Origin of the sequence: Rhizobium deserti (assembly GCF_004358025.1) — a bacterium.
GTDB lineage: Bacteria > Pseudomonadota > Alphaproteobacteria > Rhizobiales > Rhizobiaceae > Neorhizobium > Neorhizobium deserti.
Window position 1 is genome coordinate 938,286 of the sequence record NZ_SMTL01000001.1, and the last position, 25,479, is coordinate 963,764.

Annotated in this window: 22 protein-coding genes; 11 read left to right on the plus strand and 11 right to left on the minus strand. The window is 60.7% G+C overall.

Going from position 1 to position 25,479, the window contains the following annotated elements; translation table 11 throughout:
• Positions 1 to 132 precede the first annotated feature (132 nt).
• Together hemH and E2F50_RS04555 are read left to right on the plus strand one after the other, a co-directional pair.
• On the plus strand, positions 133 to 1,164 hold the full coding sequence (gene hemH, locus E2F50_RS04550) for a ferrochelatase (RefSeq protein ID WP_133314838.1): 1,032 nt from the start codon (positions 133 to 135) through the stop codon (positions 1,162 to 1,164).
• A 100-nt stretch (positions 1,165 to 1,264) separates the two neighbouring features.
• Complete coding sequence (locus tag E2F50_RS04555; RefSeq protein ID WP_133314839.1) at positions 1,265 to 1,726, plus strand: hypothetical protein; 462 nt, start codon at positions 1,265 to 1,267, stop codon at positions 1,724 to 1,726.
• Between the two features lie 16 nt (positions 1,727 to 1,742).
• On the opposite strand, the gene E2F50_RS04560 is transcribed toward E2F50_RS04555, so the two are convergent.
• Both E2F50_RS04560 and queC read right to left on the minus strand, forming a co-directional pair.
• On the minus strand, positions 1,743 to 1,850 hold the full coding sequence (locus E2F50_RS04560) for an FAD-dependent monooxygenase (protein WP_133314840.1): 108 nt from the start codon (positions 1,848 to 1,850) through the stop codon (positions 1,743 to 1,745).
• A gap of 59 nt (positions 1,851 to 1,909) precedes the next feature.
• On the minus strand, positions 1,910 to 2,620 hold the full coding sequence (queC, locus tag E2F50_RS04565; protein ID WP_133314841.1) for a 7-cyano-7-deazaguanine synthase QueC: 711 nt from the start codon (positions 2,618 to 2,620) through the stop codon (positions 1,910 to 1,912).
• A 142-nt stretch (positions 2,621 to 2,762) separates the two neighbouring features.
• Here queC and E2F50_RS04570 point away from each other — a divergent pair, with 142 nt between their 5' ends.
• Both E2F50_RS04570 and E2F50_RS04575 read left to right on the plus strand, forming a co-directional pair.
• The gene (locus E2F50_RS04570; RefSeq protein WP_133314842.1) at positions 2,763 to 3,800 is read left to right on the plus strand and encodes an SPFH domain-containing protein; all 1,038 of its coding nucleotides are present in this window, start codon (positions 2,763 to 2,765) and stop codon (positions 3,798 to 3,800) included.
• A gap of 5 nt (positions 3,801 to 3,805) precedes the next feature.
• The gene (locus E2F50_RS04575) at positions 3,806 to 4,264 is read left to right on the plus strand and encodes an NfeD family protein (protein ID WP_133314843.1); all 459 of its coding nucleotides are present in this window, start codon (positions 3,806 to 3,808) and stop codon (positions 4,262 to 4,264) included.
• 66 nt (positions 4,265 to 4,330) lie between these two features.
• On the opposite strand, the gene E2F50_RS04580 is transcribed toward E2F50_RS04575, so the two are convergent.
• Positions 4,331 to 5,326 (minus strand): KpsF/GutQ family sugar-phosphate isomerase, encoded by a 996-nt coding sequence (locus E2F50_RS04580; protein ID WP_133315240.1) that lies wholly within the window; start codon positions 5,324 to 5,326, stop codon positions 4,331 to 4,333.
• Between the two features lie 143 nt (positions 5,327 to 5,469).
• On the opposite strand from E2F50_RS04580, the gene E2F50_RS04585 reads away from it, so the two are divergent.
• Positions 5,470 to 7,038 (plus strand): outer membrane beta-barrel protein, encoded by a 1,569-nt coding sequence (locus tag E2F50_RS04585; RefSeq protein WP_133314844.1) that lies wholly within the window; start codon positions 5,470 to 5,472, stop codon positions 7,036 to 7,038.
• Positions 7,039 to 7,459: 421 nt separating this feature from the next.
• Positions 7,460 to 8,722 carry an L-fucose:H+ symporter permease gene (gene fucP, locus E2F50_RS04590; RefSeq protein ID WP_245515317.1) on the plus strand — a complete coding sequence of 421 codons (1,263 nt, stop codon included), beginning with the start codon at positions 7,460 to 7,462 and terminating at the stop codon, positions 8,720 to 8,722.
• Between the two features lie 120 nt (positions 8,723 to 8,842).
• Here the strand turns inward: fucP and galU are convergent, their stop codons facing one another.
• A complete protein-coding gene (gene galU / locus E2F50_RS04595) occupies positions 8,843 to 9,730 on the minus strand; it encodes a UTP--glucose-1-phosphate uridylyltransferase GalU (RefSeq protein WP_133314846.1) in 888 nt (295 codons plus the stop codon).
• A gap of 185 nt (positions 9,731 to 9,915) precedes the next feature.
• Between galU and E2F50_RS04600 the strand changes: the two genes are divergently transcribed.
• Together E2F50_RS04600 and E2F50_RS04605 are read left to right on the plus strand one after the other, a co-directional pair.
• On the plus strand, positions 9,916 to 11,151 hold the full coding sequence (locus tag E2F50_RS04600; RefSeq protein ID WP_425375352.1) for a lytic murein transglycosylase: 1,236 nt from the start codon (positions 9,916 to 9,918) through the stop codon (positions 11,149 to 11,151).
• A 25-nt stretch (positions 11,152 to 11,176) separates the two neighbouring features.
• On the plus strand, positions 11,177 to 12,478 hold the full coding sequence (locus tag E2F50_RS04605; protein WP_245515286.1) for an SGNH/GDSL hydrolase family protein: 1,302 nt from the start codon (positions 11,177 to 11,179) through the stop codon (positions 12,476 to 12,478).
• Positions 12,479 to 12,513: 35 nt separating this feature from the next.
• Here the strand turns inward: E2F50_RS04605 and E2F50_RS04610 are convergent, their stop codons facing one another.
• The 5 genes from E2F50_RS04610 to gltB all read right to left on the minus strand — a co-directional run bounded on the left by E2F50_RS04610 (position 12,514) and on the right by gltB (position 20,012).
• The gene (locus E2F50_RS04610) at positions 12,514 to 12,981 is read right to left on the minus strand and encodes a hypothetical protein (RefSeq protein ID WP_133314847.1); all 468 of its coding nucleotides are present in this window, start codon (positions 12,979 to 12,981) and stop codon (positions 12,514 to 12,516) included.
• A gap of 105 nt (positions 12,982 to 13,086) precedes the next feature.
• Positions 13,087 to 14,541 carry a glutamate synthase subunit beta gene (locus E2F50_RS04615; protein ID WP_133314848.1) on the minus strand — a complete coding sequence of 485 codons (1,455 nt, stop codon included), beginning with the start codon at positions 14,539 to 14,541 and terminating at the stop codon, positions 13,087 to 13,089.
• 26 nt (positions 14,542 to 14,567) lie between these two features.
• Complete coding sequence (locus E2F50_RS04620) at positions 14,568 to 14,954, minus strand: type II toxin-antitoxin system VapC family toxin (protein ID WP_245515287.1); 387 nt, start codon at positions 14,952 to 14,954, stop codon at positions 14,568 to 14,570.
• Between the two features lie 8 nt (positions 14,955 to 14,962).
• The gene (locus E2F50_RS04625) at positions 14,963 to 15,235 is read right to left on the minus strand and encodes an antitoxin (protein ID WP_161973991.1); all 273 of its coding nucleotides are present in this window, start codon (positions 15,233 to 15,235) and stop codon (positions 14,963 to 14,965) included.
• A gap of 58 nt (positions 15,236 to 15,293) precedes the next feature.
• Positions 15,294 to 20,012, minus strand: a complete 4,719-nt coding sequence (gene gltB, locus E2F50_RS04630; protein WP_133314851.1) for a glutamate synthase large subunit — start codon at positions 20,010 to 20,012, stop codon at positions 15,294 to 15,296.
• 458 nt (positions 20,013 to 20,470) lie between these two features.
• On the opposite strand from gltB, the gene E2F50_RS04635 reads away from it, so the two are divergent.
• Positions 20,471 to 21,523, plus strand: a complete 1,053-nt coding sequence (locus E2F50_RS04635) for a threonine aldolase family protein (protein WP_133314852.1) — start codon at positions 20,471 to 20,473, stop codon at positions 21,521 to 21,523.
• A 6-nt stretch (positions 21,524 to 21,529) separates the two neighbouring features.
• On the opposite strand, the gene E2F50_RS04640 is transcribed toward E2F50_RS04635, so the two are convergent.
• Positions 21,530 to 22,390 (minus strand): LysR family transcriptional regulator, encoded by an 861-nt coding sequence (locus E2F50_RS04640; RefSeq protein ID WP_133314853.1) that lies wholly within the window; start codon positions 22,388 to 22,390, stop codon positions 21,530 to 21,532.
• A gap of 83 nt (positions 22,391 to 22,473) precedes the next feature.
• On the opposite strand from E2F50_RS04640, the gene E2F50_RS04645 reads away from it, so the two are divergent.
• On the plus strand, positions 22,474 to 23,475 hold the full coding sequence (locus E2F50_RS04645; RefSeq protein ID WP_133314854.1) for a bile acid:sodium symporter family protein: 1,002 nt from the start codon (positions 22,474 to 22,476) through the stop codon (positions 23,473 to 23,475).
• A gap of 206 nt (positions 23,476 to 23,681) precedes the next feature.
• Here the strand turns inward: E2F50_RS04645 and E2F50_RS04650 are convergent, their stop codons facing one another.
• Positions 23,682 to 24,164: an Hsp20 family protein gene (locus E2F50_RS04650; RefSeq protein ID WP_133314855.1), complete on the minus strand. Its 483-nt coding sequence runs from the start codon at positions 24,162 to 24,164 to the stop codon at positions 23,682 to 23,684.
• A 346-nt stretch (positions 24,165 to 24,510) separates the two neighbouring features.
• On the opposite strand from E2F50_RS04650, the gene E2F50_RS04655 reads away from it, so the two are divergent.
• Positions 24,511 to 25,476: an alpha/beta fold hydrolase gene (locus E2F50_RS04655; RefSeq protein ID WP_133314856.1), complete on the plus strand. Its 966-nt coding sequence runs from the start codon at positions 24,511 to 24,513 to the stop codon at positions 25,474 to 25,476.
• Positions 25,477 to 25,479: the final 3 nt, after the last annotated feature.

Consider the following 25,479-nt stretch of genomic DNA (forward strand, 5'->3'; position numbering starts at 1 on the left):
CAATTTGTCCTGCCAGATATTACCGGTCCGGGCTTCCCCGGACCGGTTTTTCTTTCTAGAAACACTCTAAATAAGCTGCCATGCGCGCGCGGCCACGCGGGCCTTGGCATACCACCATTGAGAGTGTTCGCCATGAATATGATTTCCGCCATGCCATCCGGCCATCCGAAGATCCGCTTCGGCAAGGTCGGCGTGCTGCTCGTCAACCTCGGTACGCCGGACGGGACGGATTACTGGTCGATGCGGCGCTACCTGGCCGAATTCCTGTCGGACAAGCGGGTGATCGAATGGTCGCGGCTCTACTGGTACCCGATCCTCTACGGCATCGTCCTGAACAAGCGGCCGCAGAAGGTCGGCAAGGCTTACGAGGAGATCTGGAACAAGGACCTCAACGAAAGCTATCTGCGCACCTTTACCCGCAGCCAGGGACAACTGATGGGAGAGCGCCTGAAGGACCTGCCGAATGTCGTGGTCGATTGGGCGATGCGCTATGGCAAGCCGTCGATTGCAGAGCGCATCGACGCGCTGAAGGAACAGGGTTGCGAGAAGATCCTGCTCTTCCCGCTTTATCCGCAATATGCGGCATCGACGACGGCGACCGTCAACGACAAGGCATTTGAGCACCTGATGAAGCTGCGCTGGCAGCCCGCGATCCGCACCGTGCCGCCCTATCATGACGATGCTGCCTATATCGATGCCCTGGCAAATTCGGTCCGCAGCAAGCTCGCTACGCTCGACTGGGAACCGGAAATGCTGCTGGCCTCCTTCCATGGAATTCCGCAATCCTATTTCCGGGCCGGAGATCCCTATTACTGCCATTGCCAGAAGACCGGCCGGCTGCTTGGCGAGGCGCTTGGCCTGACCGGCAAGAATTTCATGGTCACCTTCCAGTCCCGCTTCGGACCGGAGGAATGGCTGCAGCCCTATACGGACAAGACGGTCGAAAAGCTGGCGCAGGACGGCATCAAGCGCATCGCGGTGATGAACCCCGGTTTCGTGTCCGATTGTCTTGAGACCCTGGAGGAAATCGCCGGCGAAGCTGGCGAGATCTTCCACCATAACGGCGGCGAGAAGTTCGTGCATATTCCCTGCCTCAACGACAGCGAGGGCGGCATGAACGTGCTGGAAACGGTGGTGCGCCGGGAACTGCAGGGCTGGGTTTGACGAAAGGAAAAACGTGCAAGGAGCGAGCGCCAAAACTCCCTGGGCATTATGGTGTGCATTTGCTTTGAGTAGCTGCTCAGAGGCGGATAGCACTGCCAAGGTGCCGCAACGGTTCGCCGAGGCGGCCTGCCCATTCACGGTTGAGATCCCCGCTCCTTTAAAGCTTGATGCCGACAGTCCCGAAACGATTTCCTATGACGCCGATGGGAAGCTGGTTTCTGCTTCTTGGAGCGGAAGGGATACGGAGGTGATGTTGATGTGCACCGGCAACCTGCAATATCGGCTGGATGAAGGCTATGAAGAAAACACCTGCAGCGCCACCAATCCAAACCTCGTCGTGGGCAGCATCTGCGGTCGGACCCAGAAGTTCGGGGGCGTGGAAGTAGCATTCCCAACCGACGATCCGGCCGCTGGCGTCAAATATTTCTCGCTTTATGTCGGCCACAAGGAAGGCAAAGGAAAGGTTACCCTCCGCGTCGCGTCGACCAGATCCTCAGTCGACGAAACGGAGCGGAAGCGCATCGATCTCCTCGCCGATACCATCTACGCGACCATCCGCTAGATTGCGGTGGGCGATGTCAGCGGCAGTTGGATGCCTTGCGCACCGACAGGCCCATCTTCGTGAGCCAGAGGGCCAGCACCAGCCCTGTGGGGCCGGCACCTGCAATCAAGACGTCATGGCGCATGAAACACTCTCCCCCTGGCTCGCCTCAAGATGAGGCGAAGAGGCCTAAAGCGCAATGTGTTACCGCACCTCCTCGGCCTTGAAACCTTCCGTCGCCGCCTTCCAGAACTCCGGATCTTCATAGGCCGTCGGGTCGTCCACGCCGGCAAGGTGAAACGCTTCCCGGCGTTCGACGCAGGTGCCGCACCGGCCGCAATGCAGATCTCCGCCCTTGTAGCAGGACCAGGTCTCGGCAAACGGCGTGCCATGCAAAGCCCCGTCCGTGACGATCTCGGCCTTGGAGCCGTTGACGTAGGGCGCCAGCAGCCGCACGGATGCATAGCCGTCGAGCGCCCTGTCCTGCATTGCCTGGAAAGCCGCAATGAAATCCGGGCGGCAGTCTGGGTAGATGAAGTGATCGCCACCATGCACGGCAATTGCCACCGCATCCGCCTGCCGGGCGGGGGCGACGCCGAAGGCGACCGAAAGCATGATGGCATTGCGATTGGGAACCACGGTGACGCGCATGGTCTCCTCCGCATAATGCCCATCCGGCACGGCAACGTCATCGGTGAGTGCCGACCCGGTCAGCTTGCTGCCGACCGCTCGCATGTCGATGACATCGTGGAAGACGCCGAGGCGCTTGGCACAGGTCCTGGCATAGTCCAGTTCCTTGCGGTGGCGCTGGCCGTAGTCGAAGGAGATGAGGCCGATAAGTCCGCCTTCATCCGCCACGCGATGCGCGAGAGAGACGGAATCGAGACCGCCGGAGCAGACAACGATGGTTTTCATGGGCGTGATCCTTGTTTTGACCGGGTAGGCTGCGACCGGTAATGAGCCTCTTCGTCTAGAACGACCCGGAATGCTTGTGAAGACAGCTTCGCTTGAATAGGATCGCCGCACCGAGACAGATCGGATTGGGCGGAGGATTTAGATGGTGCTGGGTGGATTCGATATCGTTGTCATCGGCGTGGTACTGCTCGCCATTCTGGTTCTGTTTGCAGCAATCAAGACGGTGCCGCAGGGCTATCGCTACACGGTGGAACGGTTCGGCCGCTACACCCGCACGCTCGACCCCGGCCTCAACCTGTTGACTCCCTTCATCGAACGCATCGGCGTTCGCATGAATGTCATGGAGCAGGTCCTCAGCATCCCGACCCAGGAAGTGATCACCAAGGACAATGCCAGCGTTTCCGCCGACGCGGTTGCCTTTTATCAGGTGCTCAATCCGGCCCAGGCCGCCTACCAGATTTCCAATCTGGAAAACGCCATCCAGAACCTGACCATGACCAATATCCGGTCGGTGATGGGTTCGATGGATCTGGACGAACTGCTGTCCAACCGCGAAGTGATCAACGAACGGCTGCTGCGGGTCGTGGATGAAGCGGTCGGCCCCTGGGGCATCAAGGTCACCCGTGTCGAGATCAAGGACATCCAGCCGCCGGCGGATCTTGTAGCGGCAATGGGCCGTCAGATGAAGGCCGAGCGCGAGAAGCGAGCCCAGGTTCTGGAGGCGGAAGGCTCACGAAACGCTCAGATCCTGCGGGCCGAAGGCTCCAAGCAGGCAGCGGTGCTGGAAGCCGAAGGCAAGCGGGAAGCGGCCTTCCGCGAGGCCGAAGCCCGTGAGCGTCTCGCTGACGCGGAAGCGAAGGCCACTCAGGCCGTTTCGCAGGCCATTGCGGCGGGTGATGTGCAGGCCATCAACTACTTTGTGGCGCAAAAATATACCGAGGCACTGGTCGCAATCGGCAAGGCGCCGAATTCCAAGATCGTCCTGATGCCGCTGGAAGCATCGTCCATCATCGGTTCGCTCGGCGGCATCGGTGCGATTGCCAAGGAAGTTTTCGGTGATGGTTCCGCGCCCGCCACCCCGCCTCGCCCGCCGGCGGCGCCCCGGCAGCAGACGGTTCCGCGTACCATGCCGGCGTTTACGACCAATCCCGCGCCGAACTCTTCATCGTCCGAGACTTAAAGGCCATGCTGCACGAGATGATAAACGGTCTTGGCCCCTGGAGCTGGTGGATACTGGGTCTTGTGCTGCTTGCAGCCGAGCTTGCCGCACCGGGCGTCTTCCTGATCTGGATCGGCTTGGCGGCCATCATACTCGGCGTGCTGTCGCTTGTGTTCTGGGAAGCGGCCTTCTGGAGCTGGCAGCTGCAGCTTTTGATCTTTGCCGCCCTCTCCGTCGCCTTCGCACTTGCGGGACGCCGCATCTATGCCGGTCGTCACCAGCCGAGTGACGAGCCGCTGCTGAACCGCCGCGGCGAAAGCCTCGTCGGCCGCACATCAATTCTTGCCGAGCCGATCAGCGAAGGGCGCGGCCGCATCCGTCTCGACGATACCTGGTGGCCTGTCATGGGGCCGGACCTTCCCGCCGGCACGCGCGTGATGGTGACTGAAGCGTGCGGCCGCAGCCTGACCGTGGAAGCAGCCTGAAGAAGGCCATTACCTGTCCCCGATCAGCCAAGCTGATCTTGCTTAGGCATAGTCTTTATAGATGCCTCAGGCGACTCCGACCCGCAGCAGGTCGTGGAAATGTACGATGCCGATCGGGCGATTTTCTTCATTGACGACAATCAGCGCGCCAATGCTGTACTTGTTGAGCAGAGCCATGGCTGCCGTAGCCAGCGTGTCCTTGCCGACGGTTTTCGGATTTTCCGTCATCCAGTCGTCGACGACGGCTTCCTTGAGATTGACATCGAGGTGACGGGCAATGTCACCGTCGGTCACCACGCCGCATAGGCGTCCGTCTTCGTCGACGATGCCGACGCAGCCGAACCGTTTGCGTGAAAGCTCGTCGATGGCATCGGGCATGGACGTGCCGAGCTTCACCAGCGGCAGGCGCTCACCGGTATGCATGAGGTCGCTGACATGGCTGAGCATGGCGCCCAGCTTGCCGCCTGGATGGTAAACGCGAAAGTCTGTCGCTGAAAAGCCTCGTGCCTCGAGCAGAGCCACCGCCAGCGCATCGCCGAGCGCAAGCTGCATCAGCGTCGAGGTGGTCGGCGCCAGGCCATGCGGGCAGGCTTCCTGCTCGCGCGGCAGAAGGAGAACCAGATCGGCCGCACGCGCAAGCGTCGACGCCTCGCCGGAGGTGATCGCGATCAACGGAATGGAAAAGCGGCGTGTAAAGGCAACGATGCCCTGGAGCTCAGCAGTTTCCCCGCCCCATGACAATGCCAGCACCACATCACCCGGCGCAATCATGCCGAGATCGCCGTGATTGGCTTCCACCGGATGAACGAAAAAGGCAGGCGTGCCCGTCGAGGCGAGACTGGCGGCAATCTTTCGCCCGATATGGCCGCTCTTGCCGATTCCTGTCACGATAACCCGGCCGTCGATCTCGCCGATCATCGTGGTGACCTTGCGGAAGACATCCCCAAGGCCGTTTTGCAGGGATCGTTCCAGGGCATCAAGTCCCTGTTTTCCAAAAGCGACCGTCCTCAGGGCAGAGTCGATCACGTCATTTTCGACGAGTTGTAAAGCTCTTTTGATCATCGGCATGGCTTAGACCTTTTGACCGGCCAAGTCCATCCGGTTTCCCCTCCTGGCCAAAACCCGAACCCAAATGGCAAGTCGAAACCAAACGTTAACCACGAGGCTTTACGTTTGGGTAAGCATTCCGATCGCCAGGCAGGCCCATGAAGAGCAATACGATATCAGGCACGACGCTGAACCGGCGCCGGAAGGCTCTCGGCCTGCTGCTCGCCTGTTCGGCGCTGGGCTCACCTCTACTTTCCCCCCTTCTGGCAACGGCGCAGACGCTCTTTCCCTCGCAGGCCAGCCCGCTTCCCGGGCTCTCCGATCAGCAGTTCGGCACAGCCGGCACGACAACGGTCACCACCAATGCGGGGACGACAACCGGCTCGGCGTTGCCAAGCGCGAATGCTGGCACCGCACCCGGAACCGGAACCGAGAATGAGTCCGGAAGCGAGGCCCCAGCCACGCCCACCAGTCCGCAAGCTTCCGCGGCAGCTGAGCGTGATACACCTTTCGAGGAGGATCTGAACCAGCCCTACGACCAGTCGCTGGATGCCGATAGCGGGGCAGGACCGATCGACCAGCAGGAGCAGCCGCGCGTACCGGGTGATCCGACCGGGATACGGCTTGGCACGTTCATGCTCCGGCCATCCGTCAACCAGAGCATCAATACCGAGATCACCCGATCCGGCGGCGCCAAGCTGACCCGCAACTATCTCGCTACCGGCATTCGAGGCAGCCTGTCTTCCGACTGGTCGCGCCATTCCCTGACGGTCACCGGCGACGGCACTTTCGAGAAGGACTTGAGCGGCGGGAAAAGAAATTTCGAACCCGAGGGCACGATTGCGGCCGACCTTCGGCTCGATCTTGCAGACGACACGATCGCGCATGTGACCGGCGGATACAGCTTCGCGCGCGAAGACAATGACGATCCCAATGCGGTTGGGGGTGCTACGGAGCAATCCGGCGTCCACCAGTTCAATGGCGGGCTCTCGGTCGAACGGGATCTCGGCCTCATCCGCGGGCTTGCTGCGCTGGACGCTACCCGCTACATCTATACCGATGCAGAGCTTTCCGGTGGCAATGTCATCAGCATGAAGGATCGTAACCGCAGCGGTGTCGACGGGCGCTTGCGCCTCGGCTACGAGCTTTCACCGGCGCTCATTCCTTTCGCGGAAGTTGCAGCTGGCCATACCTTCTACGACCGCCGTCGCGACAGTTCGGGTTATGAACGCTCATCGCAGAGCTATGCGGCGCGCAGCGGCGTCGAGTTCGATTTTGGCGAAAAGCTGCGCGGCGAGATCGGCACCGGCTATCAAGTAGTCGACTATGACGATAGCCGGCTGAACTCGATCGACGCGCTGACCCTGGACGGGAATGCCACCTGGTCGCCGCAGCGCGGCACCGACGTCAATCTTGGCCTGCGAACCTCTGTGCAGGATACGACGACTGCCGGCGAGAGCGGCTGGGTCGAATATGAACTGACCGCAGCGCTGGCGCATGAAATGCGCGACAACCTCATCGGCCGATTGAGCGGCAGCACCGTCCTGCGTGACTTCCAAGGCGGCACCAGCGACGGAAAGACTTGGGTCGCCGGGGCTGGTCTGACCTGGGCAATCAACCCCTATCTCGATGTGACGGGGGATGTCGAATACGAACAAAGCAGCGGCAGCGACAGCTCCGACCAAGACATCATCCGTGCGGGGCTAGGACTGACGCTAAAGCGATAGGGCTAATCATTTCCGATGCTTGCGCAAACTGAAGAGTTCACCTTTCCGTGATCTCAAAGCCGGAAGCGTCGCGTTAACGACAGGCCTGAGTGCCTTGATAGTGAGCGTAATCTGTCTCACGCGCTTAATGCCTCAGGAAGCTTTCGACATCTTGCCATCCGAACCCAAGTGATCGATCGAATCTTGCGCACTGGCTTAAAGCGGTAAGGGTTAGGATGGCGCGCTATGCATGGGCTGCATACCTGCTCCGCGAGATACCCCGAAACGAACTGGCGGCATGATCGGCCGAAATTCAGATCCTATCTTTCCAACTGTGAGCATATGCAACATATACGCCCTGAGCGGCACATTTCTGCCGCAATGCAGCATGGCTGCAGGCTTAAATCAGAGGTATAAAGTGGCTAGTTATTCGAGTGACAGCTTGTCCGGACGTCCTTCGTCGTCCGCCGGCACAGGCACAAACAACTATCAATTCGCTCTCGTTGCGTTGACGTCCCTGTTTTTCATGTGGGGTTTCATTACCTGCCTGAACGACATTCTCATTCCGCACCTGAAGAACGTATTTTCGCTGAACTACACCCAATCCATGTTGATTCAGCTCTGCTTCTTCGGGGCCTATTTCGTGGTGTCATTGCCTGCCGGCGCGCTCGTCAAGCGCATCAGCTACAAATGGGGCATCGTCGTCGGGCTCTTGGTTGCCGCAATCGGCTGCGCGCTCTTCATCCCGGCCGCCAGCTATCGCGTCTATGCGCTGTTCCTGGGCGCGCTCTTCGTTCTGGCAACTGGCGTCACCATTCTGCAGGTCGCCGCAAATCCCTATGTGACCGAACTGGGGGCGCCGGAAACCGCTTCCAGCCGCTTGACGCTGACCCAAGCCTTCAACTCGCTGGGCACCACAGTGGCACCGCTGTTTGGCGCCTTCCTCATCCTGTCGGCTGCCGCAGCCGACATCCAGAACGCCACGCCGGAGCAGATCGAAACCCTGCGCATTGCCGAAGCCGGCGCCGTGCGCTTCCCCTACATGATCCTTGCCATCGCCTTTCTGGTACTGGCCGCCATCTTCGCGGCGCTGAAGCTGCCAAAGGTGGAAGAGGCTGAAGCGGACGTTGCCGGCCATGCGGCAGGCGGCTCGGCATGGTCCTACCGGCATCTGGTTCTTGGCGCGGTCGGCATCTTTCTATATGTCGGCGCGGAGGTGAGCATTGGAAGCTTCCTCGTCAACTATCTGGCCGAACCCACCATCGCCAATATGCCGGAGGCGGAAGCTGCCCATTACGTTGCCTATTTCTGGGGCGGCGCCATGATCGGTCGTTTTATCGGCTCCTTTGCCATGCGCTATGTGGACGACGGCAAGGCCTTGGCCTTCAACGCCGTGATGGCGATCGCCTTGTTGCTGCTGACGGTCTTTGCGGGTGGCACGCTTGCCATGTGGGCCGTTCTCGCAGTCGGACTGTTCAACTCGATCATGTTCCCGACGATCTTCAGCCTGGCCTTGAAGGGGCTCGGCCGTTACACCAGCCAGGGCTCGGGCATCCTGTGCCTGGCCATCGTCGGCGGTGCGCTTCTGCCGGTGGTACAAGGCGGTCTCGCCGATACGATCGGCATTCACCTCGCCTTCCTGATGCCGGTGGTCTGCTACCTCTACATCGCCTTCTACGGCATCAAGGGTCACAAGCCGGCCTGATTGCGTTCCAGCAAGTGCGGCAAGGCAGGCATTGGTTGGCCTGTCTGTCGCACTGTCGGGCAAAGAAAAGCCCTGGCGTCATCGGCCAGGGCTTTTCTTGTTCGACGAAGCAGATGCCTCTTACAGCAGTCCCGAAACCAGCTTCTTCAGCGGGCCTTCTATCGCGGGGCGAATGTCAGGCCGCTGCAGGGCGAAGGCGAGGTTGGCAAGAATGAAGCCGTCCTTGGCGCCGCAGTCATAGGTTTCGCCCTTGAAATGGTAGGCCGCGAATTCCTGACTCTTTGCCAGCGCCAGCATGCCGTCGGTCAGCTGGATCTCGTTGCCGGCTCCGCGCTCCTGGGTTTCCAGGATCTTGAAGATCTCCGGCTGCAGGATGTAGCGGCCGTTGATGAAGAAGTTCGAAGGTGCGGTGCCCTTGGCCGGCTTCTCGACCATTTCCGTGATCTTGAAGCCGTCGCCGACCGGAGCGCCCTTTCCGACAATGCCGTATTTATGAGCCTGGTCAGGATCGCATTCCTCGACGGCAAGCACGTTCCCGCCTGTCTGGCCGTAGAGATCGACCATGCCGGCAAGGCAGCTCTTTTCCGACGACATGATCATGTCCGGCAACAGAACGGCGAAGGGCTCGTTGCCGACGATGTCGCGGGCGCACCAGACCGCGTGGCCGAGACCAAGCGGAACCTGCTGGCGGGTGAAGCTGGCCGTGCCGGCCTTCGGCAGGATATGCGACAGAAGCGTTAGCTCAGCATTCTTGTTGCGCTCGCGCAGCATCTGTTCGAGTTCGTACTGGATATCGAAATAGTCTTCGATGACGCCCTTGCCGCGGCCGGTGACAAAAACAAAGTGCTCGATGCCCGCTTCGGCGGCTTCATCCACCACATACTGGATGACAGGCTTGTCGACGACAGTCAGCATCTCCTTCGGCACCGCCTTTGTCGCGGGGAGGAAGCGGGTCCCGAGACCAGCGACCGGGAAGACGGCTTTGCGAATTTTTCGTTGCTCTGACACTCATGCCTCCTGAAGCACTTCATTGTGCGGATCTTGATCCGTAAGGGTTCTTATCCGCCATTTGCCACCGTTTCGCAAAGGGCTGCACCCGGCGGCTTTTCTATGGTAAAGAATTTGTTGACCCAATCCTGTTATGACATCGTTAAGCCGCATCCCGGTCTCGCCTTTCGGGCCTGATGATAAAAATGGACACGACTACGATGACGATATTCCGCACCAAACGTTTCCGCGGGTTTGTTTTCAGCTTCGCTGCCGGGCTTGCCGCAGCGATCAGCCCGATAGATGCCCAGGCAGATGCCGGTTTCAAGACGTGGGTGGCAAAATTCTACGAGACGGCCGCAAAGAGCGGCATCAGCCGGTCCACCTACGACAAGGCCTTTGCCGGCGTCACCGGACCGGACGAGGAAGTTCTGGAGAAGGCAGCCTACCAGCCCGAATTCAAGTCGAAGATCTGGGACTATCTCGATTCGCGCGTCAATCCCTATACGGTGCGCATCGGCCGCGAAATGGCCGCCAAGCATCACGGCACGCTGGCGGCACTGGAACGGCATTACGGCGTCGACCGCAATATTCTTCTGGCCATCTGGTCAATGGAATCCAACTATGGCGCCGTTCTGGAAAAGCCCGACCGGCTGCATCATGTGCCGCAGGCCCTGGCGACCCTCGCTTGGGCCGATCAAAGCCGCGCGAAATTTGCCCGTGCGCAGCTCATTGCCGCGCTGAAGATCCTGCAGTCGGGGGATATCAGTGCAAAGCACCTGACCGGATCCTGGGCCGGCGCCATGGGCCACACCCAGTTCATCCCGACCAGTTACCTGCTTTACGCGGTCGACGCGGACGGAAACGGCAAGCGCGATATCTGGAATTCGGTACCCGATGCGCTGGCCACGTCCGCCAATCTGCTGGCCAAGAACGGCTGGCAGGCCGGCAGGACCTGGGGCTATGAAGCGGTGACCCCGGCGGCCGGCGGCCGCTACGAAGGACAAACCAAGACGCTGGCCGAATGGGCAAAGCTCGGCTTTCAGCGTCCCGACGGCAAGGCGTTTCCGCGAGGCGGTGACCGGGCGACGCTGAAGCTCATGGCAGGTGCGGAAGGTCCCGCCTTCCTGATGTTGTCGAACTTCTTCACCATCAAGCGCTATAATGCAGCCGACAGCTATGCGCTGGCCGTTGGCTTGCTTGCGGATGAAATTGCCGGCCACGGCGGCGTCCAGCAGGATTGGCCGCGGCCTCACGGCACTCTCGACATCAAGGAAAAGTTCGAACTGCAGACCCGGATGAAGGCGCTTGGCTATTACGAAGGTGAAGTCGACGGCAATTTCGGCTCCGGCTCGAAGGCCGCCATTTCAACAATCCAGCAGCGCCTGGGCATGCAGCCGAACGGCGAGCCTTCCCAGAAGCTGCTCCAAGCCTTGCGTTGACAACAAGCCACGGCGGCGCCACATCATGGTTGAGACGCCATCAGGCGTGCGTGACGCCGGAGGTTTGAGACGCGTGCAGAAAACAGGGCAATATGGAAGGCTGGTTCGCCTCCTTCTTCTGTTTATGGCGCTGGCGATCGCCTTGCCCATCCAAACTGGGCCGGCATCGGCTCAGGAAGGCCAGCGGCGCAACCTCCTCGATATGTTCTTCGGCGACCGTCCTCGTTATGAGCGTTATCCGCGGTACGAACCGCGATATGAGCCGCGTTACCAGCCACGGTATGAGCCGCGTTACGAGCGAGGCAGCCGCTACGACCCCCGGAACGGTTCGATCATCGAAGCGCCCGCTCGGCCGCCCCGCCGCAGCACGGTTAGAGCTTCCACGCCTCGGGAACCGCAGCCTGCAGCACCACTGAAAGCCGAGCCGGCAGCCAAACTAGAGGATGCGCGCAAAGTGCTGGTGGTCGGCGATTTCCTCGCCGGCGGCGTTGGATCGGAACTTGAAACCGCTTTCGAAAGCTCGCCGGGAGTTTCCATCGTCGAGCGCAGCAATGGCTCGTCCGGTCTGGTGCGCACCGATCATTTCGACTGGCTGGCGGCGTTGCCAGGCATGATCGACGAGGTCAAGCCGGCAGTCGTCGTCGTCATGCTCGGCGCCAATGACCGTCAGCAGATGTCGATCGGAGACAACAAGGAAAAGTTCCGCAGCGATGGCTGGTTCACCGAATACCAGAACCGGGTCACGCAGTTTGCCAGCGCTGTCACATCGCGGAAGATCCCCCTGCTCTGGGTCGGCCTGCCGGCCTTCCAGTCCCCTGCGCTGACAGCAGACGCGGTGACGCTCAATGCACTCTACCGTGCCCAGGTTGAAAAGGCGGGCGGCGAATTTGTCGATGTCTGGGACGGCTTCGTTGACGAGGAAGGCAAATTCGTCGTGACCGGATCGGACATCAACGGCCAGCAGGTCCGGCTGCGCGGTTCCGACGGCATCACATTCACAAAAGCAGGCAAGCGCAAGCTGGCATTTTACGTCGAACGGCTTGCCCGCAGACATTTGGGCGACATGGCCAGCGCCGATCTCCTCAGCCTCGACCCCGGCAGCCTGCCCACGCTTTCGATGACGCCGTCTCCGTCAGACACGGCCGTTCCCACCCAGCCGATCAGCCTTGTTGATCCTGACTTGGACGGCGGAAGCGAACTGCTCGGCGCCACCCCGCCGCCTGCTGTTCTGGCCGAAACACCACGTGACAAGCTGGTGAAGCGGGGCGAACTGCCGGAGCCGCCGGCAGGACGAATCGACAATTACCGGGTAGAGGCTACGCAGTAAGATCTGCCGGATACCGGTGGGTACAATCGCTATTTTCAGCCAAGATCGAGAATTCGTCGCGCTCTCGCCGCTCCCTCTTCATGTTTGACACGATCCACAAAAGCCCGCGCGCGGGGAATGGCATTGTGGAGATACTGATCCGGCCCCAGCATCTTGCGGCGGTTCAATTCGCCAGTGTCGAGAAGGTCGAAATCGACCACTTCGATGTCGCATTGCCAGCCCGGATAGTGCTCCAACCAGCCTTTGGCATGATGCTTCAGTAGCCGTTCCCGACACGAGTAGCCGTGATAGTCGAAGGCAATGATACCATCGGTGACATAGGCATGGGCACCTGCAAAGCCTTCAACCGGAATGATACGCTCGGCATAAAATCGCCGGAACGGCGGATGTCGAAGAAATACGCCTGCTAGAATATGGCAGGCACCATATCCGAAGAAGATCCGGTCGGGCAGAGCCCACCGCCTCACCGGATCCTTCTTGATACCGTGCTTCAGGATGTACATTCGACGGAGGCTGGGCCGATTCTCGGCAGCAGTCAAACCAGATCCAGAAATGAGCAAGACCCTTTCCCAGGAGGAAAGAACCTTGAATAGCCAAACTGCGGAGATTTACCGCGGCAGGACCGAGCTTCCCATCAGAGCCTCGTCGATGGCGCGGGCCGCCTGGCGGCCCTCGCGGATCGCCCAGACGACCAGCGACTGGCCGCGGCGCACGTCACCGGCGGTCCAGAACTTGTCGATTGAAGTCCGATAGTCCTTGTCGTTGGCAACGACATTGGTGGAGCCGCGGCGGTCGACGTTGAGCGTCAGCTTGCCCTCGAGTTCGGACAACACGCCTTCCGTCATTGGGCCGGAAAAGCCGATCGCGATGAAGGCGAGGTCCGCCTTGATGATGAAATCCGTGCCGGCGATTGGCTGGCGGCGCTCGTCCACTTCGCAGCAGCGCACTCCGGTCAGTTGACCATCTTCGCCGACGAATTCCAGCGTCGCCACCTGGAACTCGCGGATTGCGCCTTCCGCCTGGGAAGACGAGGTGCGCATCTTGGTGGCCCAGAAGGGCCAGACCGCGAGCTTGTCTTCCTTTTCCGGCGGCTGCGGACGGATGTCCAGCTGGGTCACCTTGACCGCACCCTGACGGAAGGCCGTGCCGACGCAGTCCGACGCCGTATCGCCGCCGCCGACAACCACGACATGCTTGGCTCCGGCCAGGATCGGATCGGCCGGCCAGGCGACACTGTCGATGTTCTCGCGGCCGAGTCGGCGGTTCTGCTGCACCAGGTAAGGCATGGCGTCATAAACGCCGTTGAGATCGACACCCGGAATGCCAGCCGGACGAGGCGTTTCCGATCCGCCGCAGTACAGCACCGCGTCATGTTCCGCGAGAAGCTGTTCGACCGGCATGTCGACACCGACATTGACGCCCGTATGGAAGGTGACGCCCTCGCCGGTCATCTGTTCGACGCGGCGGTCGATGAAGTTCTTCTCCATCTTGAAATCAGGGATGCCGTAGCGCAGCAGGCCGCCCGCCTTGCTCTCGCGCTCAAAAACATGCACCTCGTGCCCGGCGCGGCCGAGCTGCTGGGCGGCCGCCATGCCGGCTGGACCGGAGCCGATGACAGCCACCTTCCTGCCGGTCTTCACCGTCGCCGGCTGCGGCGCGATGAAGCCGAGCTCATAAGCCTTGTCGGCAATCGCCTGCTCGATCGTCTTGATCGTCACCGGCGCGTCTTCGAGGTTCAGCGTGCACGCCTCCTCGCAGGGAGCGGGGCAGACGCGGCCGGTGAATTCGGGAAAATTGTTGGTGGAGTGGAGGTTGCGGATCGCCTCCTCCCACTTGTTGTTGTAGACGAGGTCGTTCCAGTCCGGGATCTGGTTATGCACCGGGCAGCCGGTCGGGCCGTGGCAATACGGGATGCCACAGTCCATGCAGCGCGCCGCCTGTTTCGTTACTTCCGGATCCGACATCGGGATCGTGAATTCGCGGAAATGCCGGATGCGATCGGAGGCCGGCTGGTACTTCGCCACCTGCCGGTCGATTTCCATGAAACCTGTAACCTTGCCCATACTTGTACCCCTAATTCGTCCCGCCGCTACCGCAGCCAGTTCTCGATCTTCAGTCCCGGCACCCGGGAAAACTCACGTTCATTGTCCGTCACCAGGATCGCATCCAAGGCAAGCGCATGGGCGGCGATCCAAAGATCATTGGGACCGATGTTCTTTCCCTGTCTCAACGCCAGCCGGACTTCGGCATATCGCTGATCACCTGGCAGATTGAGAGGCGCCACATAAAGCCGCCGCGTCACCGCGGATACCTTTTTTGCCAGCTCCTCCGACCCGTTCTTTTCAACGCCGTACCAAATCTCACCATGGGTGATGATGCTGATGAAGGCGTTCTCCTCTCCCACTTCGAGCAGTCGTTCAAGCACCTTTCCACGAGGGTCCCTCACGATCGCCGAGACGATGTTGGTATCGAGCATGAACGGCATCAGAACTCGACTTCACGGAGCGGCGCAAGATCGTCATCATCCGCGACGAAATCCTCTCCACGCCAGGCTTCCGCCCGTTTGAGATACTCGATCAAGCCTGCGGTCACCGCTGTCCGCATCAGTATAGATCCATCCGGCTGCTTCACCAAAACGGCGCGATCGCCTTCGAACTCGAACTCTTTCGGTATCCGAACCGCCCGGCTTCGACCATTCTTGAAGATGGCGACGACAACCTCGCCACCTTCACCAGTGTCTTTTACATGCTCGTTCATGTCAGGCCCCATCTTTGCCATATGCCATCAGCATATCACGCAGATGAAGCTTGTCGACTTATTCCGCGGCGACGCCCATCCGCATGCGCTCCATCTCTACAAGCGCCCGGCGATATTCGACCGGCATGACCTTGCGGAACTTCGGTCGGAACTCGCCCCAGCGATCAAGGATTTCCTTGGCGCGGTTCGAACCGGTGTAGTGCATGTGGTTGGAGATCAGCTGATAAAGCCGCTCCTCGTCGTGGCGCGTCATGTCTTCGGACACGTCGACGCGTCCCTTGTGCATGAGGTCGCCGCCATGATGGTGCAGCTTTTCCAGCATGTCGTCTTCTTCCGGAACCGGCTCGAGCTCGACCATGGCCATGTTGCAGCGCTTGGCGAAATCGCCTCGCTCGTCCAGCACATAGGCGACGCCGCCCGACATGCCGGCTGCGAAGTTACGGCCCGTCTCGCCGAGCACGACGACAATGCCGCCGGTCATGTATTCGCAGCCGTGGTCACCCACGCCTTCGACGACCGCGATCGCACCGGAATTGCGCACTGCGAAGCGCTCGCCGGCGACACCGCGGAAATAGCACTCGCCGGTGATCGCGCCGTAAAGCACTGTGTTGCCGACGATGATCGAGTGCTCCGCGACGATCTTGGAATTTTCCGGCGGACGGACGATGATCCTTCCACCGGAAAGCCCCTTGCCGACATAGTCGTTGCCGTCGCCGATCAGATCGAAGGTGATGCCACGCGCCAGGAAGGCGGCGAAGGATTGGCCGGCCGTGCCGCGCAAGGTCACATGGATCGTATCGTCCTTCAGGCCCTTATGGCCCCAGCGCTTGGCAAGCGCGCCGGACAGCATGGCGCCCGCAGAGCGGTCGACGTTCTTGATCGGCACTTCGAAGACCACCGGCTCCTTGCTTTCCAAGGCCGGCAGAGACTTCTCGATCAGCTTGCGGTCGAGAATGTCGTCGATCGGGTGTTTCTGACGGGTGGTCCAGTACGTTGCCTCCTTCGGAGCCTCCACCTTGTGGAAGATCTTCGAGAAATCGAGCCCCCTGGACTTCCAGTGCGCGATCATCTCGTCCTTCTCCAGAAGTTCGGAAAGACCTATAATGTCGTCGAAACGGGCATAGCCGAGCGAGGCGAGGATCTCACGCACTTCCTCGGCGACGAAGAAGAAGTAGTTGATCACATGCTCGGGCGTACCCTTGAAGCGCTTGCGCAGGACCGGGTCCTGCGTCGCGACGCCGACCGGACAGGTGTTCAAGTGGCACTTGCGCATCATGATGCAGCCTGCGGCGATGACCGGCGCTGTCGCAAAACCGAATTCGTCGGCACCGAGAAGCGCACCGATGATCACGTCGCGGCCGGTCTTCAACCCGCCGTCGACCTGCAGCGCGATGCGCGAACGAAGCCCGTTCAGCACCAGCGTCTGCTGGGTTTCGGCAAGGCCGATCTCCCAGGGTGAACCCGCATGCTTTAGCGAGGTCAGCGGCGATGCGCCGGTGCCGCCGTCGAAACCGGCAACCGTGATATGGTCGGCACGCGCCTTGGCAACGCCCGCCGCAACCGTGCCGACACCGACCTCCGACACGAGCTTGACGGAGATATCCGAAGTCGGGTTGACGTTCTTCAGATCGAAGATCAGCTGCGCCAAGTCTTCGATCGAATAGATGTCATGGTGGGGCGGCGGCGAAATCAGGCCGACGCCCGGGGTGGAATGACGGGTCTTGGCGACCGTTGCATCCACCTTGTGGCCGGGCAGCTGGCCGCCTTCGCCGGGCTTGGCACCCTGCGCCACCTTGATCTGCAGCATGTCGGCATTGACCAGATATTCGGTCGTCACACCGAAGCGGCCGGAGGCGATCTGCTTGATGGCGGAGCGTTCCGAGTTCATCCGGCCGTCGGCCAGCGGCAGATAGCGGTCGCTTTCCTCGCCGCCTTCGCCGGTGTTCGACTTGCCGCCGATCCGGTTCATGGCGATCGCCAGCGTCGTATGCGCCTCGCGGGAAATCGACCCGAAAGACATGGCGCCGGTGGAGAAGCGCTTGACGATGTCCACGGCCGGTTCGACATCATCGATTGCGATCGGCTGACGCCCGAAGGCTTCGGCGGTCTTGATCTTGAACAGGCCGCGGATGGTGTTCATCCGCACAGCCGTCTCGTTGACCATCTGGGCGAACTCGCGATAGCGCTCCTGGCTGTTGCCGCGCACCGCATGCTGCAGCGTCGCGACCACGTCGGGCGTCCAGGCATGGCTCTCGCCGCGAATGCGGTAGGCATATTCGCCACCGATATCGAGCGTCGTGGCCAGAACCGGGTCCTTGCCGAAGGCTGCATGATGGCGAGTGACGGTTTCCTGGGCGATCTCTTCCAGGCCGATGCCTTCGATCGAGGTGGCGGTACCAAAGAAGTACTTTTCCACCAGCTCGGACGACAGGCCGATCGCATCGAAGATCTGGGCGCCGCAATAGGATTGGTAGGTGGAAATGCCCATCTTGGACATGACCTTGAGGATGCCCTTACCCACCGCCTTGATGTAGCGGTAGACGATCTCGCTCGCATCGACCTCCTTGGGGAACTCGCCGCGCATATGCATGTCGGTCAGCGTGTCGAAGGCGAGATAGGGGTTGATCGCCTCGGCACCAAAGCCGGCGAGACAGCAGAAATGGTGGATTTCGCGCGGCTCGCCGCTCTCGACGACGAGGCCGACCGAGGTGCGCAGGCCCTTGCGGATCAGGTGATGGTGCACGGCAGCCGTTGCCAGCAGCGCCGGGATGGCGATGCGGTCCGGCCCGAGCTGGCGGTCGGACAGCACGATGATGTTATAGCCACCCTTGACCGCCGCCTCGGCGCGCTCGCAGAGACGGTCGAGCATTTCCGGCATGCCTTCGGCACCGCGCTCGATGTCATAGGTGAAGTCGAGCGTCTTGGTATCGAACCGGTCTTCCGTATGGCCGATCGAGCGGATCTTTTCCAGATCGCCGTTGGTGAGGATCGGCTGGCGCACTTCCAGCCGCTTGGCATGTGCCGCACCCTCGTGGTCGAGGATGTTCGGACGCGGCCCGATGAACGATACGAGGCTCATGACGAGCTCTTCGCGGATCGGATCGATCGGCGGATTGGTGACCTGCGCAAAATTCTGCTTGAAATAGGTGTAGAGCAGCTTCGACTTCAGCGACATGGCCGAGATCGGCGTGTCGGTGCCCATCGAACCGATGGCTTCCTGTCCGGTCGTCGCCATCGGCGACATCAGGATGCGGGTATCTTCCGACGTGTAGCCGAAGGCCTGCTGGCGGTCGAGCAGCGACACGTCGCGGCGCAGGGCGCGCGGCTCCACCGGCTTCAGTTCCTCGAGGATCAGCTGGGTGCGATCCAGCCACTTCTCGTAAGGATGCTTGGTGGCAAGCTGCGACTTCAGCTCCTCGTCGGAGATGATCTGCCCCTTCTCGATGTCGATCAGCAGCATCTTGCCGGGCTGCAAGCGCCACTTCTTGACGATGTTCTCCTCCGGCACCGGCAGGGTGCCGGACTCCGACGCCAGGATGATACGATCGTCGTCGGTCACCATGTAGCGCGCCGGGCGCAGACCATTGCGGTCGAGCGTCGCGCCGATCTGCCGGCCGTCGGTGAAACAGACCGCAGCAGGACCGTCCCACGGCTCCATAAGAGCCGCATGGTATTCGTAGAATGCCTTGCGTTCCTTAGACATGGACTGATTGCCGGCCCAGGCTTCCGGGATCAGCATCATCATCGCATGCGCCAGCGAGTAGCCGCCGCGCACCAGGAATTCCAGCGCGTTGTCGAAACAGGCGGTATCCGACTGGCCTTCGTAAGAGATCGGCCAGAGCTTGGAAATGTCTTCGCCGAACAGCGGCGAGGAAACGGAGGCCTGACGCGCCGCCATCCAGTTGACATTGCCGCGCAGCGTGTTGATCTCGCCGTTATGGGCGACCATGCGGTAGGGATGGGCCAGCTTCCAGGACGGGAAGGTATTGGTCGAGAACCTTTGGTGGACAAGCGCCACGGCCGTCTCGAACCGGGGGTCCGAGAGATCCTTGTAATAGGCGCCGACCTGATAGGCGAGGAACATGCCCTTATAGACGATCGTCGAGGACGACAGCGACACGGGATAGAAGCCCATATCGGCACCGCCGAAAGCATCGTAGATCCGGTTCGAGATCACCTTGCGGATCAGAAATAGCTTGCGCTCGAAATCCTGGTTGGTCGCGGCATCACGGCCGGCGCCGATGAAGACCTGGACATGATGCGGCTCGGTGGCGGCAATATCGGGTGCTTTGGACAGCGAGGAATTGTCGACCGGCACGTCGCGGAAACCGAGGAACTGCTGGCCCTCCTCGGCGATGACATCCTGGATGACCTTCTTGTAATGCTCGATCTCTTCCGGCTTGCGCGGCATGAAGATATGGCCGGCCGCATATTCGCCTGCCTTGGGCAGGGTGACGCCCTGCCTGGCCATTTCCTCGCGGAAGAAGCGGTCGGGGATCTGCACCAGAATGCCTGCGCCATCGCCCATTAGCGGGTCGGCGCCGACGGCGCCGCGATGCGTGAGGTTTTCAAGGATGAACAGTCCGTCCTTGACGATCTGGTGCGACTTCTTGCCCTTCATATGGGCGATGAAGCCGACGCCGCAGGCATCATGCTCCTTGCGAGGATCATAGAGGCCCTGAGCCGCCGGAATGCCGGAAGCAACGAACGGAATGTCGAGTTTCTTTTCGGAAGACAAGGCGGCACCGACGCTCGTCTCGGAAATGGTCTTCGTCATCGTCATTCCTCCTGTTCGCCGCCTCATCATTGGGCGGCAAGGTGGCTCTCTATTGTCTCTTCCGGATGACAGGAGCGCTCCTGAATTCCGGTCACGCAATCGTACCGAACTGCAGCCACCAACCGCAGCATAACGCGGATCGGCACAACAATCAGTCGCAAACGACCGCACCACACGCGTGTTTTGCGGAAATTAGGACAGTATAGATGACCTAATTTCCATTTTCTATGACACGGAATGAGATGATTAACAAGAGCCCACGCTACAAAAGGAAGGCAAGCTGCGACAGTTGATTGCCCGCGTGCCGTACGCGACGAAATTTTATTACGGCCCAGGCGCGTTGGCGTGAAGTTGATTGCTGCAGCGGTAGGGCCGGCAACGAGATCTAGCTTTACGGTTGAATGGACCCGCAAAACTCTTAATCTGCGCTCCTCTCCAGACCTCATCCAGGTGAATGTATGTTCTTCGCTTCCGATAACTGGGCCGGTGCCCATTCCGCCATCAATGACCGCCTCTCAAAAGAATCGACTCGTTTTGCCGCTGCCTATGGAAACAGCGAACTCGACAAGAGCGTCGAAGAGCGCTTCAACGAGATTTTCGAACGCGAGGTTTCGGTTTACTTCGTGTCTACCGGCACGGCCGCCAATTCCTTGTCGCTCGCCAGCATTGCACGCGTCGGCGGCGTTGTCTTTGCACATTCCGAAGCCCATGTAATCGAGGATGAATGCGGCGCTCCGGACTTCTTCTCCGGCATGCGTATGGTGGGCGTCGAAGGCGCAGGCGGCAAGATCGATCCGGCCAGGCTGAAGGCGCGGATTGCCGGCTTTCCTCAGGATGCACTGCATCACGGGCGCGCCGCCGCCGTTACCATGACCCAGGCGACCGAGACCGGCACGATCTACTCCCTCAATGAAATTGAAGCCATCGTCAGGATCGCCAAGGACAATGACCTGCCGGTTCATATGGACGGCGCCCGTTTCGCCAATGCGCTTGTCGCTCTCGGAGCGACGCCGGCGGAAATGACCTGGAAGCGCGGCGTCGATGTGCTCTCCTTCGGCGGCACCAAGAACGGCTGCTGGTGCGCCGAAGCAATCGTCTTCTTCAACCCGGAGCTCGCCAAAGAGTTTGCCTATATCCGTAAGCGCTCGGCGCAGCTCTTCTCCAAGACCCGTTTCATCTCGGCCCAGTTTGAGGCTTATCTGCAGGACGATCTGTGGCTCGATCTCGCCGGCCACGCCAACGCCATGGCCACCCGCCTGCGAGCTGGGATCGGCGCACTCAACAGCGCCCGCCTCGCCTGGGAGACCACGTCCAATGAGGTCTTTGCCGTGCTCAGCAAGGCATCCGCCGATGCCGCCAAGGAGAAAGGCTCGGCATTCTACGACTGGCCGGTGCCGCTGACCATGCCCGACCTCGTCGCAGAAGATGAAGTGCTGATCCGTCTCGTCACCAGCTTTGCGACGACGCAGGAGGATGTCGACCAGTTCCTGTCGATCTGCGCCGCTGCCTGACGAGGCTCAGCCCGACACAGGCTGAGGTCCGATCCGCTTCGCGATCAGGCTGGAAAGAGCGTCGACCAGTGCGGCATCCGCGCCACGCCTTGCGACAAGGACGAACTCTACGTCATCCAATACCGGCAGCCGGTCTGCCGGTATCTCCTTCAAGCCTTCCGGAGCCATGCTGCGCGGCTGCACCAGCACGCCCATGCCGGCCCGTGCGGCGGCAGTCAGCCCGCTCAGGCTGCCGCAAGTGCAGACGATCCGCCACGCCATCTTCTCCCGATCGAGCGCTTCCTGGGCAACCCTTCGGGTGATAGAAGGCGGCGGAAAGGCAATCAGAGGCAAAGCCTGCGAGCGCGACAGAATGATTTCAGGGTCGCGCGCAAGCCAGACCAGCGGCTCGCGGTAAAGAAGCCGGCCATGCGTTTCGCCGATATGCCGCTTTGCCAGAACTAGGTCTAGATCGCCAATATCCTGCATCTGATAAAGGACCGCCGACAGCGCGACGGTCAGCTCGAGATCGACCAGCGGATGTAGCCGGATGAAGTCTTCGAGGATGGCAGTCAGCCGGCTCGCCACCACATCCTCCGAAACGCCGAGCCTGAGCTTGCCCCTGAGCCGGCTTTCCCCGAACAGCGCCGTCACCTTGCCGTTCAGATCCAGCATGCCTCGCGCATAGCCCAGCAGCGCCTCCCCCTCCGCCGTCAGCCTGACCTGGTGCGTATCGCGCGTCACCAGCCTTCGGCCCAGCAACTTCTCCAGTCGCTGGATGTGCTGCGTCACGGTGGACTGGCCAAGCCCAAGCCGCGCTGCAGCCGTTGTAAAGCTGCCGGTTTCATGGAGCATCAGGAAGCTGTCGAGATGATACAGGTTCAGCACGATCATGATCCTTGATAACTGTTAGTGTTTGCATCCCGCTTCGTGATAAGCGACAGATCCAGCATTAAATCAAGGAACAAGTCATGAAGCGTCTTCTGCCGGACCGTTTTACGATCATGCTGGTCTGCACGGTCATCCTCGCTTCCATCCTCCCTATCCATGGGGTGTGGGCCGATTGGTTCGGGACCGCGACCGACGTCGCCATTGGTCTGCTCTTCTTTCTGCACGGTGCAAGATTGTCACGTGAGGTAGTGGTTGCAGGCATGCTGCATTGGCGGCTGCATCTCACCATCCTGCTCACCACTTTCGCTGTCTTCCCGCTGCTCGGGCTGGCGATCGGCTTCATCCCGGAAGACATCCTCCCCTCGCCGCTCTACATGGGCATTCTCTTCCTGTGCGTCCTGCCCTCGACGGTGCAGTCCTCCATCGCCTTCACCTCGATGGCGGGCGGCAACGTGCCGGCAGCGGTCGTGGCGGCGTCCGGGTCCAACCTGCTAGGCATGTTCCTGACGCCTCTGCTTGCCGGTTTGGTGATGTCGACGACGGGTGATGGCGGCGTATCGGTCGATGCTATCCAGAAGATCGCCCTGCAATTGCTGGCGCCTTTCGCGCTCGGTCAGCTCTTGCAGCCTTGGATCGGCGCCTGGATCCGTGCCCGCAAAACCTTGATGGCTCCCATCGATCGCGGATCGATCATGATGGTTGTCTATGCCGCCTTCTCGGAAGCCGTCATGGAAGGCATTTGGCGGACGTTTTCCCTCACCGATATCGCCGTTGTCGTCCTCGTCGACATCGTGCTGCTGGCAGTGGTGATCTGCATCACGATGTTTGGCAGCAGGGCCTTGGGTTTTACCAAGGAAGACGAGATTACCATCACCTTCTGCGGATCCAAGAAATCGCTGGCATCGGGCGTGCCGATGGCCAACGCCATATTTGCGGGCCAGTCCGCCTCGATCGGGGCCATCGTCCTGCCGATCATGCTCTTCCACCAGATTCAGCTAATGACCTGCGCAATCATTGCCCAGAAATATGCGCAACGCCTGAAGGCCAAGGAGCCAGCGACGCCGGCAACCGCGGCAGCATGAGGCGGTATCTGGGTTAGGGCGTTTCCATCGGTGCGGCAGCCTTAGCCGTCCCGCCTGCTCGTCATCAGGCAGCACTGCATGTTCCTGCAGCTAATCGATATCTCTCTTGTACAGAGGCTGACGGGTTGAATTGGAAAACGCCCCTTCCTGGCGGGGGAAGAGGCGTCTGAAGTCCGATCCTTGACTTGGAGGTTTTCGGGTCGAGCTTAGTTGATCTGCTGCGGAGCGACCTGGGCCTCGATCGTCTTGCCTTCATCGGCAGCTTCCGCTGCGATGGCGATCCGACGGGGCTTCATGGCTTCCGGGATATTCCGGAGAAGGTCGATGTGGAGCAGACCGTTCTTCAGCGAAGCAGCCTGGACTTCAACGTGGTCGGCGAGCTGGAAGCGGCGCTCGAAAGCGCGCGTCGCAATGCCGCGATAAAGATATTCGCTCTCGCTGGCATTGGCATCTTCACCCTTTTCGCCCTTCACGGTCAGCACATGCGCATGCGCTTCGATCGAAATTTCCTTTTCGTCGAAGCCGGCGACGGCCATGGTGATGCGATAGGTGTTATCCCCGGTCCGCTCGATATTATAGGGCGGATAGCTGGGGGTCTGGTCGGCAATGCTGCGATTGTCGAGCAGGCTGAAAAGACGGTCAAAACCGACGGTGGAGCGGTACAGGGGTGTAAAATCGACGTGACGCATAATGTCCTCCTTGGGAAGCGACGGTGCGGTTTTAGGTGATTCCGATCCCTTCTTGGCGATGCGGAACCCATTCTGCAGGCCCTTCTCGGCGCCCGCAGGTTGAAGATGGGAATTGCCTTTTGCCCCTTCAAGCCCCTGCCGGAAAGGAACCGCATCGAAATCTGGACGCGGCCGTTGGGTGCAGAAACAGACGATGCAAAGGCTGCGGCCTCCTCCAACGGCGCCGTATTACGCTCCGGCTCCAGGTCTTGTGCCGCGGAACCGGAAAAACGGCTTTCGGCGTCTTTTTCCTTGACGTCCGACTTGGCGTGCCTATCGCTTGAGGCGACAAGCGAGCGGCACATTCATGACAATCCTCCACCTGACCCCGAACAATCCTGCGCCGGCCAACTACACTGCCGGCTATTTCACCGGCCACCGCGGCGCGCGCATCCGCTACGGGCTGTTCCGGTCGGACCGCTCGCCGGCGGTCGGCACGATCGTCCTGGTGCCCGGCCGCAATGAATTCATCGAGAAGTATTTCGAAACCATCCGGGACCTCAACGCCCTCGGCCTTTGGGTGGCCGTTTATGATCTGCGCGGCCAAGGCGGGTCCGACCGCCTGACCAAAAACCAGCGCAAGGGGCATGTACGGCGGTTCGTGGATTACGAGCGCGACTTAGAAATTTTCCTGGAGCATATCGTACTGCCGGATGCCCGCCTGCCCTTCTTCCTCGTCGCTCACTCCACGGGAGCGCTGGTTGCCCTTTCTGCAGCACCGAGACTGTCGAACCGCATTAGCCGCATGGCACTTGCAGCGCCATACATCGCGCTCACCGGCCAGAGCCTCCCGGAAGGTGTTATCCGCACCATTGCCGGCTTGGCCAGTTGGACGGGATTGGGCAAAGTGCAGCTTGGACAGGATCAAAGTCATCGGCCGTTTGCGGGCAATCCCCTGACATCCGACCCGGACAGGTTCCGGCGCAATGCGGAGATCATCGCCGCTCATCCGGAGTTGACGATCGGCGCCCCCACCGCTCGCTGGCTACACGAAACCTTCAAGGCGGCAAAACGCGTCGCTTCCCAGGCGCATCTGACGAAGATCACCATTCCGACGCTAATTCTGGCGCCGGTGCTAGACGGCATCGTGCCCTATGCAGCGCAAGAGGAATTGTCGCGCAACTTTCGGGCTGGGCAGCTCGTCACCATCACCGGCGGCCGCCATGAACTGCTGCAGGACAGGGATATCTATCGGGCACAGGCGCTCGCTGCGATCGAGGCCTTTATGCCGGGACTGGACGGTGGGCTGGACCTTTCTGAGACTGCCGCCTGAAAA